Below are 16,986 nucleotides of genomic sequence, written 5' to 3' on the forward strand. Positions count from 1 at the left end.
GTAACATGGCAAAACTTACTGTTAAAGACGTTGAATTGAAAGGCAAAAAAGTCCTTGTTCGCGTTGATTTCAATGTGCCGCTTAAAGACGGAGTTATCACAAACGACAACCGTATCTCAGCTGCTCTTCCAACAATCAAGTATATCCTTGAACATGGTGGACGTGCTATTCTTTTCTCTCACCTTGGACGTGTGAAAGAAGAAGCTGATAAAGAAGGAAAATCTCTTGCACCAGTTGCGGCTGATTTAGCTAAAAAATTAGGTCAAGATGTTGCTTTCCTTCCAGGAGTAACTCGTGGAGCAGAGCTTGAAGCAGCTATCAATGCCCTTAAAGACGGTGAAGTTCTTCTTGTTGAAAACACTCGTTTTGAAGATGTTGACGGGAAGAAAGAATCTAAAAACGATCCAGAACTTGGTAAATATTGGGCTTCACTTGGAGATGGCATTTTTGTAAACGATGCTTTTGGTACAGCTCACCGTGCTCACGCATCTAATGTAGGTATCTCAGCTAATGTGGACAAAGCAGTTGCTGGTTTCCTTCTTGAAAACGAAATTGCTTATATCAAAGAAGCTGTTGAAAATCCAGTTCGTCCATTCGTAGCCATTCTTGGTGGTTCAAAGGTCTCTGATAAGATCGGTGTTATCGAAAATCTTCTTGAAAAAGCTGATAAAGTTCTTATCGGTGGTGGTATGACTTATACTTTCTACAAAGCACAAGGTATCGAAATCGGTAACTCACTTGTAGAAGAAGATAAATTGGATATAGCGAAAGCTCTTCTTGAAAAAGCAAACGGCAAATTGATCTTGCCAGTTGACTCAAAAGAAGCAAACGCATTTGCTGACTACACTGAAGTGAAAGATACTGAAGGTGAAGCAGTGGATCTAGGCTTCCTTGGTTTGGATATCGGTCCAAAATCTATCGCTAAATTTGATCAAGAATTGACTGGTGCTAAAACAGTTGTATGGAACGGACCTATGGGTGTCTTTGAAAACCCTGACTTCCAAGCTGGTACAATTGGTGTGATGGACGCTATCGTGAAACAACCAGGTGTGAAATCAATCATCGGTGGTGGTGACTCAGCTGCTGCAGCTATCAACCTTGGTCGTGCAGACAAATTCTCATGGATTTCTACAGGCGGAGGCGCAAGCATGGAGCTTCTTGAAGGTAAAGTATTGCCAGGATTGGCTGCTCTTACAGAAAAATAAGGCGGTCAGTCAGAAATCTATGATTTCGTTGAGTGTCATTTCTGATTTTTAGGGGACAACTTCAACTCATCCACTGGAAGAGTTGAACCCTGCAAGGCTGAATAGGTTGGTCACGAGCTTAGCGAAGTGAACTGCCATTCAGCTATTGCGCTATAAGTAGATGAAAAGGGCTGGATGTCAGCTCTTTTCTAGTGCACACGCTAGATTTTCTGCGAAACGAAGTGAGCTAAGAAAATCAGTGGAGGTAAAGATAAAGTACTGCCAGCTCTTGCAGCACTTATGGAACAATAATTCTAAAGGAGACTGGAACAAAAAATTTCCAGTCTTAAATTTATGTAATCATAAATGATGACTGCAGTAGCTGATTGATCACAGCAGTACTTTAAGGTTGCAGTTAGGATTTGTGGCACAAGCTTCAACTTTTTAGAATGAAAAGAAATTGTTTTCATTTCTTGTAATCATTATTATCTTTTCTCTAAAATATGTTAGAATAAAGGTAAAAGGAAATGCGTGAATGGGTTATTTTAAAAAGTATAAGTTTGATAAGTCGAAATTTAAATTAGGAATGCGAACCTTTAAAACGGGGGTCGCGGTTTTTATTGTTCTTCTTATCTTTGGGCTTTTTGGTTGGAAAGGATTGCAGATTGGTGCTCTGACAGCTGTTTTCAGTTTGCGTGAAGATTTTGATAAGAGCGTCCATTTTGGAACCTCTCGTATTTTAGGAAATAGCATTGGTGGTTTGTATGCCTTGCTCTTCTTTCTCATCAATAACCTGTTTCATGAGCAGTTTTGGGTGACCTTACTGGTCGTTCCTATTTGTACGATGTTAACGATTATGACAAATGTTGCTATGAACAACAAAGCGGGAGTGATTGGTGGTGTCTCTGCCATGCTGATTATTACTTTATCTATTCCAACAGGAGAGACAGTTTTGTATGTATTTGCACGTGTCTTTGAGACTTTCATGGGGGTTTTCGTTGCCATGCTGGTCAATTCTGATGTGGATCGCTTGCGGAAAGTATTGAAATTAAAAAACGAAGAATAATGTCAGGAAATATAACATGGGTTCTTGACATAGAAATTTTTTCAGATTATAATAGAGCATGAGAAAGGAATTTGCAATGAAGGAAAAGGAATTTCGTCGCAATATGGCTGTTTTTCCCATTGGTAGCGTTATGAAATTGACGGATTTGACAGCACGTCAGATTCGTTATTATGAAGATCAAGAATTAATCAAGCCTGATCGAAATGAAGGAAATCGCCGCATGTATTCATTAAATGATATGGATCGCTTGTTGGAGATTAAAGATTACATTTCAGAAGGTTACAATATTGCTGCGATTAAGCGAAAATATGCCGAGCGCGAAGCGAAATACAAGAAGCCGGTGAGTGAGAAAGACGTTCGTCGAGCCCTTCATAAAGACATTTTACAACAAGGTCGCTTTGCTTCTTCCCTTCCACCATTTGGTCGTATGCATTGACCAATATCAATTTTTTTAAATTTCATAAGGAGATACTCATGCCAATTACAGTAGCTGACATTCGTCGCGAAGTGAAAGAAAAAAATGTTACCTTTATCCGTTTGATGTTTTCGGATGTTTTAGGAACGATGAAAAACGTTGAAATTCCAGCGACTGATGAACAGCTGAATAAAGTTTTATCCAACAAAGTGATGTTCGATGGTTCTTCTATCGAAGGTTTTGTGCGTATCAATGAGTCAGATATGTACCTTTATCCTGACTTGGATACATGGACGGTTTTCCCTTGGGGAGACGAAAACGGAAGTGTCGCAGGACTGATTTGCGATGTCTATACGACGGAAGGAACGTCTTTTAAAGGGGATCCGCGTGGAAATTTGAAACGCGCTTTACGTCACATGGAAGAATTAGGATTCAAATCCTTTAATTTAGGTCCTGAGCCAGAATTTTTCTTATTTAAACTTGATGAGAATGGTGATCCAACTCTTGAGGTAAATGATAAGGGTGGCTATTTTGACCTTGCTCCGACTGACCTGGCTGACAATACTCGCCGTGAAATCGTTAATGTCCTTACAACAATGGGATTTGAAGTAGAAGCCAGTCACCATGAGGTAGCTATCGGTCAGCACGAAATTGACTTTAAATACGATGAAGTTCTCCGTGCCTGTGATAAGATTCAGTTGTTTAAGCTGGTTGTTAAGACAATTGCCCGCAAGCATGGTTTGTACGCTACTTTTATGGCAAAACCAAAATTTGGTATTGCTGGTTCAGGTATGCACTGTAACATGTCGCTCTTTAATCAAGACGGTCAGAATGCTTTCTTTGATCCAGAAGATCCAAATGGCATGCAATTATCAAAAACTGCTTATTATTTCCTTGGTGGTCTGATTAAGCATGCTTACAATTATACAGCTATCATGAACCCGACTGTCAACTCTTATAAACGTTTGGTTCCGGGTTATGAAGCTCCTGTGTATATTGCTTGGGCAGGACGGAATCGTTCTCCACTTGTTCGCGTGCCAGCTTCACGCGGTATGGGAACACGTTTGGAATTGCGTTCTGTTGACCCAATGGCTAATCCTTATATTGCTATGGCTGTTCTTCTTGAAGTTGGACTTCATGGGATTGAAAATAAAATTGAAGCACCTGCTCCGATTGAAGAAAATATCTATGTCATGACAGCAGAAGAGCGCAAAGAAGCGGGTATTACAGACCTTCCTTCTACTCTACATAATGCGGTGAAAGCACTGACAGAAGATGAAGTTGTAAAAGCTGCACTTGGGAACCATATTTATACAAGTTTTGTAGAAGCAAAACGCATCGAATGGGCAAGCTATGCCACTTTTGTTTCCCAATGGGAAGTAGACAACTATCTTGATTTGTATTAATAAATTGGAAATGAGGCTTAGAAAAAGTCTCGTTTTCTTATCTGATGAATGAAAAAGTACTAATCAAAATAATGCCACTTTTTCTACATTTTTGAGCAAATGGCGAAAAACTTGTATAATAGAGCATATCTGTTTAAAAAATTTAGCATTTCCGATATAATAAACAGAACAAAGGGAGGTGAAGCAGGTGTATTGTGTGATTGAAATGTATGGCAAAGATGAGCCTTGGTGGTTTTTTGATGACTGGGAAGCTAATATCGTATCTATACAACATTTTGATGACTATTATACTGCTTTAAAGTATTATAAGCGCCAATGGCTGAAGTTGGTAGCTGCTTTTCCTTTCTATAAAAGTCGAAGTGATTTAATGTCCATTTTTTGGGATGCAGAAGATTTGAGCTGGTGTGAAGAATGTAGTGATTCTGTCCAGCAATACCATTCTCTCGCTTTATTGGAAAATGATGGTGTCATTCCTAAAGAGAAATGGAGACCGGGCTATAATAAACAAAATAGTGAAGAGGAACACCGTGCTTGCTCTCTAACGTTTAAATAATTTACAAAATGGTGATTTTTCATCATTTTTTTATTTTCTTCTGCGAATAATATAAAGTGAGGAGGAGATATGGTTCAAAACATTGCACAGGCTATTATTTGTCAGGCTAAGGAAGAACGAGCACAGGACATTTATTTTGTTCCGAAGGAAAATGTTTACGAGTTGTATATGCGAATTGGAGATGAACGCCGTTTTATACGCAATTATGAATTTGAAGAGCTAGCTGCTGTAATCAGTCATTTCAAGTTTACTGCTGGGATGAATGTGGGAGAAAAACGTCGCAGTCAGCTGGGCTCTTGTGATTATCAATATAGTGACAGGAAAACGTCGCTACGGTTGTCAACAGTAGGGGATTACCGTGGATATGAAAGCCTGGTGATTCGTCTATTGCATGATGAAGAAGCAGAGCTGAAGTTTTGGTTTGCTCAAATTCCGGAGTTGAAAGAACGTTTCAAACAGCGAGGGCTTTACCTTTTTTCAGGACCGGTAGGAAGTGGTAAAACTACTCTCATGCACCAGTTGGCTCAAGAGCGTTTTGCCAATCAGCAAATCATGTCAATTGAAGATCCGGTTGAAATCAAACAAGCAGGGATGTTACAGCTGCAGCTGAACGAAGCGATTGGTTTAACTTATGAAAGTTTGATTAAACTTTCTCTTCGGCATCGACCAGATTTATTGATTATCGGAGAGATTCGTGATGCGGAGACAGCACGGGCAGTTGTTCGAGCTAGCTTAACGGGAGTGACTGTTTTTTCAACTATTCATGCTAAAAGCGTACGAGGTGTCTATGAACGGTTGCTGGAGTTGGGAGTGACAGAAGCCGAGCTGAAAGTTGTCTTACAAGGGATTTGTTACCAACGCTTAATTGCGAAAGGAGGAATAGTGGATTTTGTCAGTGAGAAGTATCAAGAACACGAGCCAATCGATTGGAATAGGCAGATTGATCAGCTTCATGCAGCAGGACATATCAATCTTGAGCAGGCAGAAGCGGAAAAAATTATCCACAGTTAGGCAGAAAAAGGTCGTAGAGTTGCTGAATAATCTTTTTTCTAGTGGCTTTCATTTGGCAGAAATTATCGACTTTTTGAAGCGAAGTGCCTTGTTAGAAGAAGTCTATGTGGACAGGATGAAAGAGGGTTTGTCAACAGGAAAGCCTTTTTCGGACATTATGGCTAGTTTAGGTTTTTCAGATAATGTGGTAACACAACTTTCGCTGGCAGAATTACACGGAAATCTCTCACTCAGTCTGAGTAAGATTGAGGAATACTTGGAAAATGTCTCAAAAATTAAGAAAAAGTTGGTTGAAGTGGCGACTTATCCCTTTATTTTGTTTGTTTTTTTGATATTCATTATGCTGGGATTACGTAATTATTTACTCCCGCAACTCGATCGTCAAAATGTAGCAACGCAGATTATCAGTAATTTGCCGCAACTTTTTCTGGGTTCATTAGGGGTAGTCTTTGTTTTGTTCGTGATAGGTTTTTATTGGTTTCAGAAAAGCTCCAAAATAGCAGCATTTCATTTGTTAGCTCGACTTCCTTTTTGTGGAACTTTTATTCAAATCTATTTGACAGCTTATTATGCGAGAGAATGGGGAAATATGATTGGTCAAGGTTTAGAACTCAGTCAGATTTTTCAGATGATGCAAGGGCAACGCTCTGCTATGTTTCAAGAAATTGGAAAAGATTTAGAAGTTGCGCTGCAAAATGGTCAGGAATTTTCACAAGTAGTGAAATATTATCCATTTTTTAAAAAGGAATTAGGCTTGATAATTGAATACGGTGAAGTGAAATCCAAATTGGGACGTGAATTAGAAGTTTATGCCCAAAAAACATGGGAGACATTTTTTAAACGTGTTCATCAAGCGATGAATGTTATTCAGCCACTAGTGTTTGTCTTTGTGGCCTTGATGATTGTATTGTTATATGCAGCCATGTTGCTGCCAATTTATCAAAATATGGAGGTTCAATTATGAAAAAATTAAAAAGTTTGAAAGTTAAAGGTTTTACTTTAGTAGAAATGTTAGTCGTGCTTCTTATTATCAGTGTTTTGATGCTCTTGTTCGTGCCGAATTTGACCAAGCAAAAAGAAGCGGTGACGGAAAAAGGAAATGCAGCGGTGGTAAAAGTTGTGGAAAGCCAGGCAGAGCTGTTTGAGGTTAATCACACCAATGAAAAAGCGACACTCTCAAAATTAATCAACGAAGGCACGATTACAGACAAGCAGGCAGCATCTTATAAGGCTTACTATGCGAAACATACAAAAGAAGCTCGTTCTGTTGCAGATTAAGGGATTTACGCTTTTGGAAAGTTTGCTGACATTATTTATAACGAGTTTCTTATTGCTTGCGGTGTCGGGCTCTGTTCGTTCTTCTTTTGAACAGGTGGAAGAGCAGATTTTCTTTCTGGAGTTTGAGCATTTTTATCGGGAAAGTCAGAAGTTGAGTAGCTCAGCTCAAAGTCAGCTGGACATGAATTTTTCTCGCGAGAGGATTTCCAATGGTTACAACTATTTGGCAGTTCCTCGCTCAATTCAAGCTCCAGAAGATTTGACGCTTCATTTTGATAAGGCAGGTGGTAATTCATCGCTCGGAAAGATTGTCTTTCAGACGAAAAAGCAGACAGTTACGTATCAATTATATCTAGGAAATGGGAAATTTAAGAAAACAACGCGTTAGAGGAACGATTTTATTAGAGGCGCTGCTGGCTTTGGCTGTTTTTGCGACAATTGTGACCCTGTTGTTGGGACAAATTCACCAGTCTCGAAAAGCAGAAAATGACTTGCTTAGAGAAGAAGAAGTTTTAAGGGTAGCTAAAATGGCTTTGCAAACAAAGCAAAGTCATCTGACAATGAATGGTATTAAAGTGCGTGTTGAAACAAGTCAACAAGGTATTCAGATTTATCATGGAAGGGAACTAATTCTTGATGTTCAAGGCAAATAAAGTGAAAGCTTTTACCCTTTTAGAGGCTCTGGTTGCCCTCTTTGTCATTAGTGGAAGTGTGTTGCTGTTTCAATCTATGACGCGCCTTCTAGCTTCTGAAGTCCAAGCTCGTCAACACAGTGAACAACGAGAATGGCTTTTGTTTGCAGATCAACTAGAAGCAGAGTTGGCTCGTTCTTCATTTGAAAAGGTGGAGAATAATCGTTTATATATGAAACAGGACGGCAAGGTGATTGCATTTGGAAAGTCAAGTGGACAGGATTTCAGAAAAACTAATGCGAATGGGAAAGGTTACCAGCCGATGGTTTATGATGTGGAAAAAGCAGAAATCTCACAGAAAAATGAGCTGATTCATATCAGAATGACGTTTAAGCGAGGATTGGAAAGGGAGTTCGTCTATTGTGTGGAAACAAAGAGTTAAAGCAGGTATTATGCTCTATGCCCTTTTTATAACAGCTGTCTTTAGCTTGCTTTTGCAATTTTACCTTCATCGGCAAACTGCTAATCACAGGAATTTTGCTTTGAACAAAGAAGGAACACAGGCTTATACAATGGCTCTTCTAGCAAATAAAAATTCTAAGCAAAGAGAATTTGATAAAGGGCATGTCCAAGACCAAAAGAGTGAGAAAGAGCTCATCCTGACCGTAACAATGAAGACTGGTCGCCGTTATCAATTTTCTTTTCCGCTTGAGAAGACCAGCCAAAACAATGACAAACTAGACAAATAAGCGAGAATAGAACTGTATGTAAGTAACTGAGGATTCGCTCGCAAAAAGAGCTGAATTTTGGTATGATAGGGAGCGGAGGATGCTATGAATTTTGAAAAAATTGAACAGACCTATATGCTCTTGTTAGAAAATGTCCAAGAAATCCAAAATGATCTTTTAACGAGCTTTTATGATGCTTTGATAGAGCAAAATGGCAGCTATCTGGACGGGGATATTGAACTAGATAGTGTTCGGCAGAATAATGAAAAACTGAAAGCGTTGAAATTAAGTAAAGAGGAATGGCGCCGAGCCTACCAATTTTTGCTGATGAAAGCAGCTCAAACAGAGCCTTTGCAAGCCAATCATCAATTTACTCCAGATTCTATCGGGTTTATCTTAACTTTTCTCATTGACCAATTGAGTAAAAAAGAACACATTGATATTTTGGAAATTGGTAGCGGAATGGGGAATTTAGCTGAGACGATTCTCAATAATACACAAAAAAATGTGGATTATCTAGGACTGGAATTGGACGATCTGCTAATTGATATATCAGCCAGTATCGCAGATGTGATGGATGCAAAAGTTAGTTTTGTGCAAGGTGATGCAGTGCGTCCGCAAGTATTGAAAGAAAGCGATGTGATTATCAGTGATTTACCAGTTGGCTTTTATCCTGATGATAACATTGCGACGCGCTATGAAGTGGCTAGTAGACAGGAGCATACTTATGCTCATCATTTGTTAATGGAACAATCGCTCAAGTATCTCAAATCAGGCGGTTATGCTATTTTCCTTGCACCAAATGATTTATTGACTAGTTCGCAAAGTGATTTGCTGAAAACTTGGCTGCAAAAGCATGCCCAGATAGTTGCGATGATTGCATTGCCAGAAGCACTTTTTGGAAATGCCGCTTATGCCAAGACAATTTTTGTGCTGCAAAAGCAAGAAGAACAAGCTGTTCAACTGTTTGTTTATGCTTTGTCTGATTTGCGAGATCAGGACGATTTATTGGAATTTAGCGAAAAGTTTCAAAATTGGAGCAGAGAAAGTGAAATTTAAACAAGTTTTTGATATAATAAATGAAAACGCTTAAAAGAGGTAATTTATGTCAAAAACAATTTCAATCAATGCTGGAAGTTCAAGTCTAAAATGGCAATTATACGAAATGCCAGCTGAAAAGGTTATTGCCAAAGGGCTGATTGAACGGATTGGTCTCAAGGACTCCATTTCAACAGTAAAATTTGATAGTCGTGCAGAAAAGCAAATTTTAGATATTGATGATCATACGCAAGCTGTAAAAATTTTGTTAGATGACTTGATGCGCTTTGGTATTATCAAATCCTATGAAGAAATCACAGGTGTTGGACATCGTGTCGTTGCAGGTGGTGAATACTTTAAAGAATCTGCACTTGTTGATAGCGAAGAAGTGATTCAAAAAGTAGAAGAATTAGCGCTTCTTGCACCACTTCATAACAAAGCAAATGCAGCAGGAATTCGTGCCTTTAAAGAATTGTTGCCAGACATTACAAGTGTCGTTGTGTTTGATACGTCTTTCCATACAACAATGCCAGAAAAAGCCTATCGTTATCCATTACCGACTAAGTACTATACGGAGAACAAGGTTCGCAAATATGGCGCTCATGGTACAAGTCATCAGTATGTTGCCAAGGAAGCCGCCAAAACGCTTGGTAAGCCACTTGAAGAGTTGAAGCTAATTACTTGTCATATTGGGAATGGCGCTTCTATTACAGCGGTTGATAAAGGAATTTCTGTAGATACTTCAATGGGCTTTACTCCGCTAGGTGGCGTGATGATGGGAACTCGCACAGGGGATATTGACCCGGCTATCATTCCTTATTTGATAGAGCATACAGAAGATTTTAATACACCAGAAGACATCAATTATATTTTAAACAAACAGTCTGGGCTTCTAGGAGTATCTGAAACATCAAGTGATATGCGCGACATTATTGCAGGAATGCATGAAGGCAATCATAATTGTAAACTGGCTTTTGACATTTTTGTTGATCGCATTCAAAAACATATCGGTCAATATTTTGCTGTTTTAAATGGTGCGGATGCGATTATTTTCACAGCTGGCATTGGAGAAAATTCTGATGAGGTGCGCGAAGCTGTTATTTCAGGTCTATCTTGGTTTGGTTGCGATATTTTACCGGAAAAAAATGTACGTGGAGCTGAAGGGATCATCTCAAGTGATGCTGCTAAGGTGAAAGTGCTTGTCATTCCTACAGATGAAGAATTAGTTATTGCACGTGATGTTGAGCGATTCAAAAACCAAAAATAAAACTTGGAATTTACAAGTCATAATATTTAAGAAGAGAAGCTGAGACAGACAACCATGAGTGCGCAGCAATCATGGTTGTCTGTCTCACTCTCTTTCATTTTTAGTTTGAAAAAAGATTGTTGAAGTGATCGCCTAATGTCCCTGAAATATAATATGTGAATAAAGATGTCCAAACCAACCTTTCTAGTGGAGAAATAAATTCTTTCAAAGTCTATTGAGTTTTTTCACACCTTTTATTTGAACTATACCAATTTCATTGTTGACAAATTCACAATAAAATTATATACTGATTTCGCTTGTTTTGGATAGCTATGATTAGACTATACCAATTTATGAAACGAAGGAGGAGATAGCAGACTTCTGAAAGTTGTTTGCTATAAATAATAGTATGTGTGGAATCGTTGGAGTTGTTGGAAATCGAAATGCAACAGATATTTTAATGCAAGGTCTAGAAAAATTAGAATACCGGGGTTATGATTCGGCTGGGATTTTTGTGACCAATGGGAAAACATCTAGTTTGGTGAAATCAGTTGGTCGCATAGCTGATCTTCGTGCAAAAATCGGGATTGACGTGGCTGGAACTGCTGGTATTGGCCATACACGTTGGGCAACGCATGGAAAACCAAGCGAAAGCAATGCGCATCCGCATACTTCTCAAACGGGACGCTTTGTTTTGGTGCATAATGGTGTGATTGAAAATTACCTAGACATCAAGAACACTTATCTTGCTGGACATGATTTGAAAGGTCAAACGGATACAGAAATTGCGGTTCACTTGATTGGAAAATTCGTTGAGGAAGAGAATTTATCAGTTCTTGAAGCATTCAAAAAAGCTCTTCATATTATTGAAGGCTCTTATGCCTTTGCTTTGATGGATGCTGAAGATGCAGATACAGTTTATGTTGCCAAAAATAAATCCCCTCTTTTGGTTGGCTTAGGAGAAGGCTACAATATGGTCTGCTCGGATGCTATGGCAATGATCCGTGAAACAAGTGAATTTATGGAAATTCACGACAAAGAATTGGTTATTGTGACAAAAGATAGTGTTCACGTGCAAGATTATGATGGTAATCCTATTGAACGTGAAAGCTACACAGCAGAGCTTGATTTGTCAGACATTGGTAAAGGCACTTATCCTTACTACATGTTGAAGGAAATTGATGAGCAGCCAACTGTGATGCGCAAACTCATTCAAGCTTACACCGATGAAAATGATCAAGTTTCAGTAGATCCAGCCATTATCAAAGCTGTTCAAGAAGCGGACCGTTTGTATATTCTTGCGGCTGGGACATCTTACCATGCTGGTTTTGCGACCAAGCGCATGCTAGAAGAATTGACAGATACACCAGTTGAACTAGGCATTTCTTCTGAATGGGGCTACAGATGGCCATTGCTTAGCAAGAAACCAATGTTTATCTTGATTAGCCAATCTGGCGAAACAGCCGATAGCCGTCAGGTTTTGGTCAAAGCCAATGCTATGGGGATTCCAAGTTTGACGGTGACCAATGTACCGGGTTCAACTTTGTCTCGTGAAGCGACTCACACGATGTTGCTTCATGCAGGACCAGAGATTGCAGTTGCTTCTACAAAAGCTTACACAGCACAAATTGCGACTCTAGCATTCCTTGCGAAAGCAGTTGGAGATGCCAATGGCAATGAAAAAGCGAAGCAGTTTGATTTAGTGCATGAATTATCCATTGTGGCGCAAGCCATTGAGGCTACGCTATCTGAAAAAGACAGTATTGACGAAAAAGTGCGTGATCTGCTCGCTACAACACGCAATGCTTTCTATATTGGTCGAGGGCAAGACTATTATGTTGCTATGGAAGCCAGCTTGAAATTAAAAGAAATTTCCTATATTCAGTGTGAAGGATTTGCTGCGGGAGAGTTAAAACATGGAACGATTTCCTTGATTGAAGACGGTACGCCAGTAATCGCCTTAATTTCGTCCGATGAGCAATTGGCCAGTCATACTCGTGGGAATGTATCAGAAGTGGTGGCGCGTGGTGCAAATGTTTTGACCGTTGTAGAAGAAAATGTAGCAAAAGAAGGAGACGATATTGTTTTAATGTCTGTTCATCCATATTTATCACCAATTTCTATGGTCGTGCCAACACAGTTGATTGCTTATTTTGCAACTTTGTATCGTGGACTTGACGTAGATAAACCACGAAACCTTGCTAAATCTGTTACAGTAGAATAAAAAGAAGAATCATCGAGTAAAGTACTTGGTGATTTTTTGTAGCATTGACATAAAATGGAAGTATGATTTTTAAAAATTATGTAAAATATAAAAATTTAAACTAGAAAGACTAATATTAAAGCAATTTTAAAAAAGAAAAACGCAAAAATTATGTAAATTTTTTCTAAAAATCTATTGACTTTTTTATTTTTATAGTATATAATTACATCTGTAAACGGAAAGGAATAAAATCCGTTACACTCATCCAAACAAGATGAAATTCTTAGCTGTGTTCAGTTAAAAGGATTTCATCTCTATTTTGGGAGAGGATTAAAATTATGTAAAATATTAACTGCCTTTTATATAAATCCAACAGATAGAGTTGCTCACTTTGTCTTATATTTTAAGCAGTTGCAAAAATTATGTAAAATAACAAGTGAGGTACAGATATGAACAACAACTACAACAACTTTGATAACATGGATGATCTTTTCAACCAATTGATGGGAAGAATGGGCGGTTTTAATAGTGAAAATCGACGTTATCTCATCAATGGACGTGAAGTAACACCAGAAGAATTTGCACAATACCGAGCAACGGGAAAACTGCCGAAACAAGCGGTAGAGGGTCAAAACCCGCAAATGCAAGGGCAAGCAGGTGCTCCAAAACAAGGCGGCATTTTAGCAAAATTAGGTCGCAATTTGACAGAAGAAGCGCGCCAAGATATGCTAGATCCTGTTATTGGACGCAATAAGGAAATTCAAGAAACAGCTGAAATCCTTTCTCGTCGGACGAAGAATAATCCAGTGCTAGTCGGAGATGCTGGGGTTGGTAAGACCGCAGTTGTTGAAGGTTTGGCACAAGCGATTGTCAATGGCGATGTCCCAGCTGCTATTAAAAATAAGGAAATTATTTCTGTAGATATTTCGGGCTTGGAAGCAGGTACACAGTATCGTGGTAGCTTTGAGGAAAACATTCAAAATTTGGTGTCTGAAGTGAAAGAAGCGGGTAATGTTATTCTCTTTTTTGATGAAATTCATCAAATCCTCGGTGCCGGAAGTACAGGTGGAGACAGTGGCTCTAAAGGTTTGGCGGATATTTTGAAACCGGCTCTTTCTCGCGGGGATTTAACGGTGATTGGTGCAACGACACAGGATGAATACCGCAATACCATTTTGAAAAATGCAGCTTTGGCTCGTCGTTTCAATGAAGTAAAGGTAAATGCTCCGTCTGCAGAAGATACTTATAAGATTTTGCAAGGAATTCGTGATTTGTACGAAAAACACCACAATGTTATCTTGCCAGATGAAGTGTTAAAAGCGGCCGTGGACTATTCGATTCAGTATATTCCGCAACGCAGCTTGCCAGATAAAGCGATTGACCTAGTGGATGTGACAGCGGCTCATTTAGCAGCTCAACATCCTGTTACAGATGTGCATACAGTGGAACGTGAAATTGCAGAGCAAAAGAAAAAGCAAGAAGCTGCGGTTGAAAAAGAAGACTTTGAAACTGCTTTGAATGCCAAGATGCGTATTGAAGAGCTAGAAAAAAAGATTGAAAATCATACGGAAGACATGAAAGTGACTGCAACTGTCAATGATGTAGCCGAATCTGTAGAACGTATGACGGGTATTCCTGTTTCCCAAATGGGGACTAGTGATATTGAACGGTTGAAAGAGATGAATGCGCGATTGAAGACAAAAGTCATTGGACAAAACGAAGCAGTTGAAGCAGTGGCGCGCGCTATTCGTCGGAATCGTGCAGGTTTTGATGAAGGAAATCGTCCGATTGGTAGCTTCCTCTTTGTCGGCCCAACTGGTGTTGGAAAAACAGAGCTAGCGAAGCAATTAGCGCTTGATATGTTTGGTACTAAAGAAGCCATTATCCGTTTGGACATGTCTGAATACTCTGACCGCACGGCTGTGTCGAAGTTGATTGGTACAACAGCTGGTTATGTCGGCTATGATGACAATAGCAATACCTTGACAGAACGTGTTCGTCGGAATCCTTACTCTATCATCTTGCTGGACGAAATTGAAAAAGCCGATCCGCAAGTCATCACGCTGTTACTGCAAGTTTTAGATGATGGACGTCTGACAGATGGACAAGGAAATACTGTCAACTTTAAGAATACGGTTATTATTGCTACATCAAATGCTGGATTTGGGTATGAAAGCTTTACTGGTGATGAGGAAAAGGATATGAAAATTATGGATAGATTGAAACCATACTTCCGCCCAGAATTCTTGAATCGCTTCAATGCAGTCATTGAATTCTCTCATCTTGGTAAAGAGGATTTAGCTGAAATCGTCGACTTGATGTTGGATGAAGTCAACCAAACACTTGCCAAGAAAGACATCACGTTAACAGTAACAGATGCAGTCAAACATTATCTAGCAGAAGAGGGGTATGATGAAGTCATGGGTGTTCGTCCGCTTCGTCGTGTGATTGAGCAACAAATTCGTGATAAAGTAACCGACTTCCATTTGGATCATTTAGATGCGAAACATCTTCTTGCAGATTTGAAAGATGATGAATTAGTTATCGAAGAAGCGAAAGAGCATCAAACTAAAAAATAAACAGAAGAGTAACGCCGGAGCGGATTTCCGGCGTTTTTAAGTGTGCTTAATTTTCAGGTCCAAGAGTGAACAGTTGCTTGTGTAATTCTTGGTCTTTTTGTTACCGCTTACATCTTTTATAATAGACTTAGAAAGAACAAATAAAATAGAAAAAAGGAGAGTTAAAATGAACATCATTTTAAACATTCTGAACTGGTTCTCGCAAAATATTTTGCAGAATCCAGCCTTCTTTGTAGGTCTTTTGGTTCTCATTGGCTATGCGTTATTGAAAAAACCAGCGCATGATGTCTATGCTGGTTTCATCAAAGCGACAGTTGGTTATATGCTGTTGAACGTTGGGGCTGGAGGTTTGGTAACAACTTTCCGTCCGATTTTAGCGGCTCTGAACTTTAAGTTTAAGATTGGTGCAGCGGTAATTGACCCTTACTTTGGATTGACAGCGGCAAATACAAAGATTGCAGAAGAATTTCCAAACTTTGTCGGAGCAGCAACAACAGCACTCTTGATTGGTTTTGGTGTCAACATCCTGCTCGTTGCTCTTCGGAAAATTACGAAAGTACGGACGCTGTTCATTACAGGTCATATCATGGTTCAACAAGCAGCGACCGTTTCATTGATGGTTCTTCTCCTTGTTCCTCAATTGCGTAATAGCTGGGGCGTGCTGGCAATCGGTGTCATCTGTGGACTTTACTGGGCAGTCAGCTCTAATATGACAGTAGAAGCAACACAACGTTTAACTGGTGGCGGTGGTTTTGCGATTGGTCACCAACAACAATTTGCGATTTGGTTTGTGGATAAAGTTGCAGGCAAATTTGGCAAGAAAGAAGAAAATCTTGACAATTTGAAGTTGCCAAAATTCTTGTCTATTTTCCATGATACAGTGGTTGCTTCGGCGACGTTGATGTTGGTTTTCTTTGGAGCTATTCTCTTAATTTTGGGTCCGGATATCATGTCCAATGCAAAAGTCATTACATCAGGTACAGTTTACAACCCTGCTAAGCAAGATTTTTACATGTATATCATTCAAACAGCCTTTACTTTCTCAGTTTATCTCTTTGTCTTGATGCAAGGAGTGCGGATGTTTGTAGCAGAATTGACGAATGCCTTCCAAGGTATCTCTAACAAATTGCTTCCTGGTTCATTCCCAGCTGTGGACGTTGCAGCTTCTTATGGTTTTGGTTCACCAAATGCGGTGCTTTCAGGATTTGCTTTTGGCTTAATTGGTCAATTGATTACCATTATGCTCTTAATTATCTTTAAGAATCCAATTCTCATTATCACTGGTTTCGTTCCAGTATTCTTTGATAATGCAGCGATTGCAGTTTATGCGGATAAGCGTGGTGGCTGGAAAGCGGCGGCTATCCTGTCCTTTATTTCAGGTGTATTGCAAGTAGCGCTTGGCGCTCTCTGTGTGGCACTTCTCGGTCTGGCTTCTTACGGTGGTTACCATGGAAATATTGACTTTGAATTCCCTTGGCTTGGTTTTGGTTATCTTTTCAAATATCTTGGCATTGTAGGTTACATTCTTGTTTGTGTATTCTTGCTGATTATTCCGCAACTACAATTTGCCAAAGCAAAAGACAAGGAAGCCTACTATCGTGGTGATGTTCAAGCAGAAGAATAAAAATAGATTTAAATATTGGAGGA

17 protein-coding genes are annotated in these 16,986 nt (G+C 39.3%); all 17 read left to right on the top strand.

Going from position 1 to position 16,986, the window contains the following annotated elements; genetic code table 11:
• Positions 1-5 precede the first annotated feature (5 nt).
• On the top strand, positions 6-1,205 hold the full coding sequence (locus EL079_RS08775; protein WP_003032298.1) for a phosphoglycerate kinase: 1,200 nt from the start codon (positions 6-8) through the stop codon (positions 1,203-1,205).
• Between the two features lie 514 nt (positions 1,206-1,719).
• On the top strand, positions 1,720-2,250 hold the full coding sequence (locus EL079_RS08780; protein WP_003032280.1) for an FUSC family protein: 531 nt from the start codon (positions 1,720-1,722) through the stop codon (positions 2,248-2,250).
• A gap of 76 nt (positions 2,251-2,326) precedes the next feature.
• Positions 2,327-2,686: a MerR family transcriptional regulator gene (locus EL079_RS08785; protein WP_003028467.1), complete on the top strand. Its 360-nt coding sequence runs from the start codon at positions 2,327-2,329 to the stop codon at positions 2,684-2,686.
• Between the two features lie 38 nt (positions 2,687-2,724).
• A complete protein-coding gene (gene glnA / locus EL079_RS08790) occupies positions 2,725-4,071 on the top strand; it encodes a type I glutamate--ammonia ligase (RefSeq protein WP_003032299.1) in 1,347 nt (448 codons plus the stop codon).
• 187 nt (positions 4,072-4,258) lie between these two features.
• Complete coding sequence (locus tag EL079_RS08795; protein WP_003032307.1) at positions 4,259-4,624, top strand: DUF1033 family protein; 366 nt, start codon at positions 4,259-4,261, stop codon at positions 4,622-4,624.
• A 69-nt stretch (positions 4,625-4,693) separates the two neighbouring features.
• Positions 4,694-5,635 (top strand): competence type IV pilus ATPase ComGA, encoded by a 942-nt coding sequence (gene comGA / locus EL079_RS08800; RefSeq protein WP_003032308.1) that lies wholly within the window; start codon positions 4,694-4,696, stop codon positions 5,633-5,635.
• Positions 5,577-6,599 carry a competence type IV pilus assembly protein ComGB gene (comGB, locus tag EL079_RS08805; RefSeq protein ID WP_037582505.1) on the top strand — a complete coding sequence of 341 codons (1,023 nt, stop codon included), beginning with the start codon at positions 5,577-5,579 and terminating at the stop codon, positions 6,597-6,599. The genes comGA and comGB overlap by 59 nt, the downstream gene beginning before the upstream one ends.
• A complete protein-coding gene (comGC, locus tag EL079_RS08810) occupies positions 6,596-6,913 on the top strand; it encodes a competence type IV pilus major pilin ComGC (protein ID WP_003026997.1) in 318 nt (105 codons plus the stop codon). Before comGB ends, comGC begins: the two co-directional genes overlap by 4 nt.
• Positions 6,873-7,301 carry a competence type IV pilus minor pilin ComGD gene (gene comGD / locus EL079_RS08815; RefSeq protein ID WP_050791305.1) on the top strand — a complete coding sequence of 143 codons (429 nt, stop codon included), beginning with the start codon at positions 6,873-6,875 and terminating at the stop codon, positions 7,299-7,301. The genes comGC and comGD overlap by 41 nt, the downstream gene beginning before the upstream one ends.
• Positions 7,273-7,566, top strand: a complete 294-nt coding sequence (gene comGE, locus EL079_RS08820; protein WP_003032294.1) for a competence type IV pilus minor pilin ComGE — start codon at positions 7,273-7,275, stop codon at positions 7,564-7,566. Before comGD ends, comGE begins: the two co-directional genes overlap by 29 nt.
• Complete coding sequence (gene comGF, locus EL079_RS08825; protein ID WP_003032293.1) at positions 7,550-7,987, top strand: competence type IV pilus minor pilin ComGF; 438 nt, start codon at positions 7,550-7,552, stop codon at positions 7,985-7,987. Before comGE ends, comGF begins: the two co-directional genes overlap by 17 nt.
• Positions 7,968-8,294: a competence type IV pilus minor pilin ComGG gene (comGG, locus tag EL079_RS08830; RefSeq protein ID WP_018543596.1), complete on the top strand. Its 327-nt coding sequence runs from the start codon at positions 7,968-7,970 to the stop codon at positions 8,292-8,294. The genes comGF and comGG overlap by 20 nt, the downstream gene beginning before the upstream one ends.
• An 84-nt stretch (positions 8,295-8,378) precedes the next feature.
• Positions 8,379-9,332 carry a class I SAM-dependent methyltransferase gene (locus EL079_RS08835; protein ID WP_003032282.1) on the top strand — a complete coding sequence of 318 codons (954 nt, stop codon included), beginning with the start codon at positions 8,379-8,381 and terminating at the stop codon, positions 9,330-9,332.
• A 46-nt stretch (positions 9,333-9,378) separates the two neighbouring features.
• On the top strand, positions 9,379-10,578 hold the full coding sequence (locus tag EL079_RS08840) for an acetate kinase (RefSeq protein ID WP_003032291.1): 1,200 nt from the start codon (positions 9,379-9,381) through the stop codon (positions 10,576-10,578).
• Between the two features lie 388 nt (positions 10,579-10,966).
• Positions 10,967-12,781, top strand: a complete 1,815-nt coding sequence (gene glmS / locus EL079_RS08845; RefSeq protein WP_022524764.1) for a glutamine--fructose-6-phosphate transaminase (isomerizing) — start codon at positions 10,967-10,969, stop codon at positions 12,779-12,781.
• A gap of 428 nt (positions 12,782-13,209) precedes the next feature.
• A complete protein-coding gene (locus EL079_RS08850; RefSeq protein WP_003032285.1) occupies positions 13,210-15,339 on the top strand; it encodes an ATP-dependent Clp protease ATP-binding subunit in 2,130 nt (709 codons plus the stop codon).
• Between the two features lie 166 nt (positions 15,340-15,505).
• On the top strand, positions 15,506-16,963 hold the full coding sequence (locus EL079_RS08855; RefSeq protein ID WP_003032303.1) for a PTS ascorbate transporter subunit IIC: 1,458 nt from the start codon (positions 15,506-15,508) through the stop codon (positions 16,961-16,963).
• Positions 16,964-16,986 lie beyond the last annotated feature (23 nt).

Origin of the sequence: Streptococcus anginosus (assembly GCF_900636475.1) — a bacterium.
In the GTDB taxonomy this organism is placed as follows: domain Bacteria; phylum Bacillota; class Bacilli; order Lactobacillales; family Streptococcaceae; genus Streptococcus; species Streptococcus anginosus.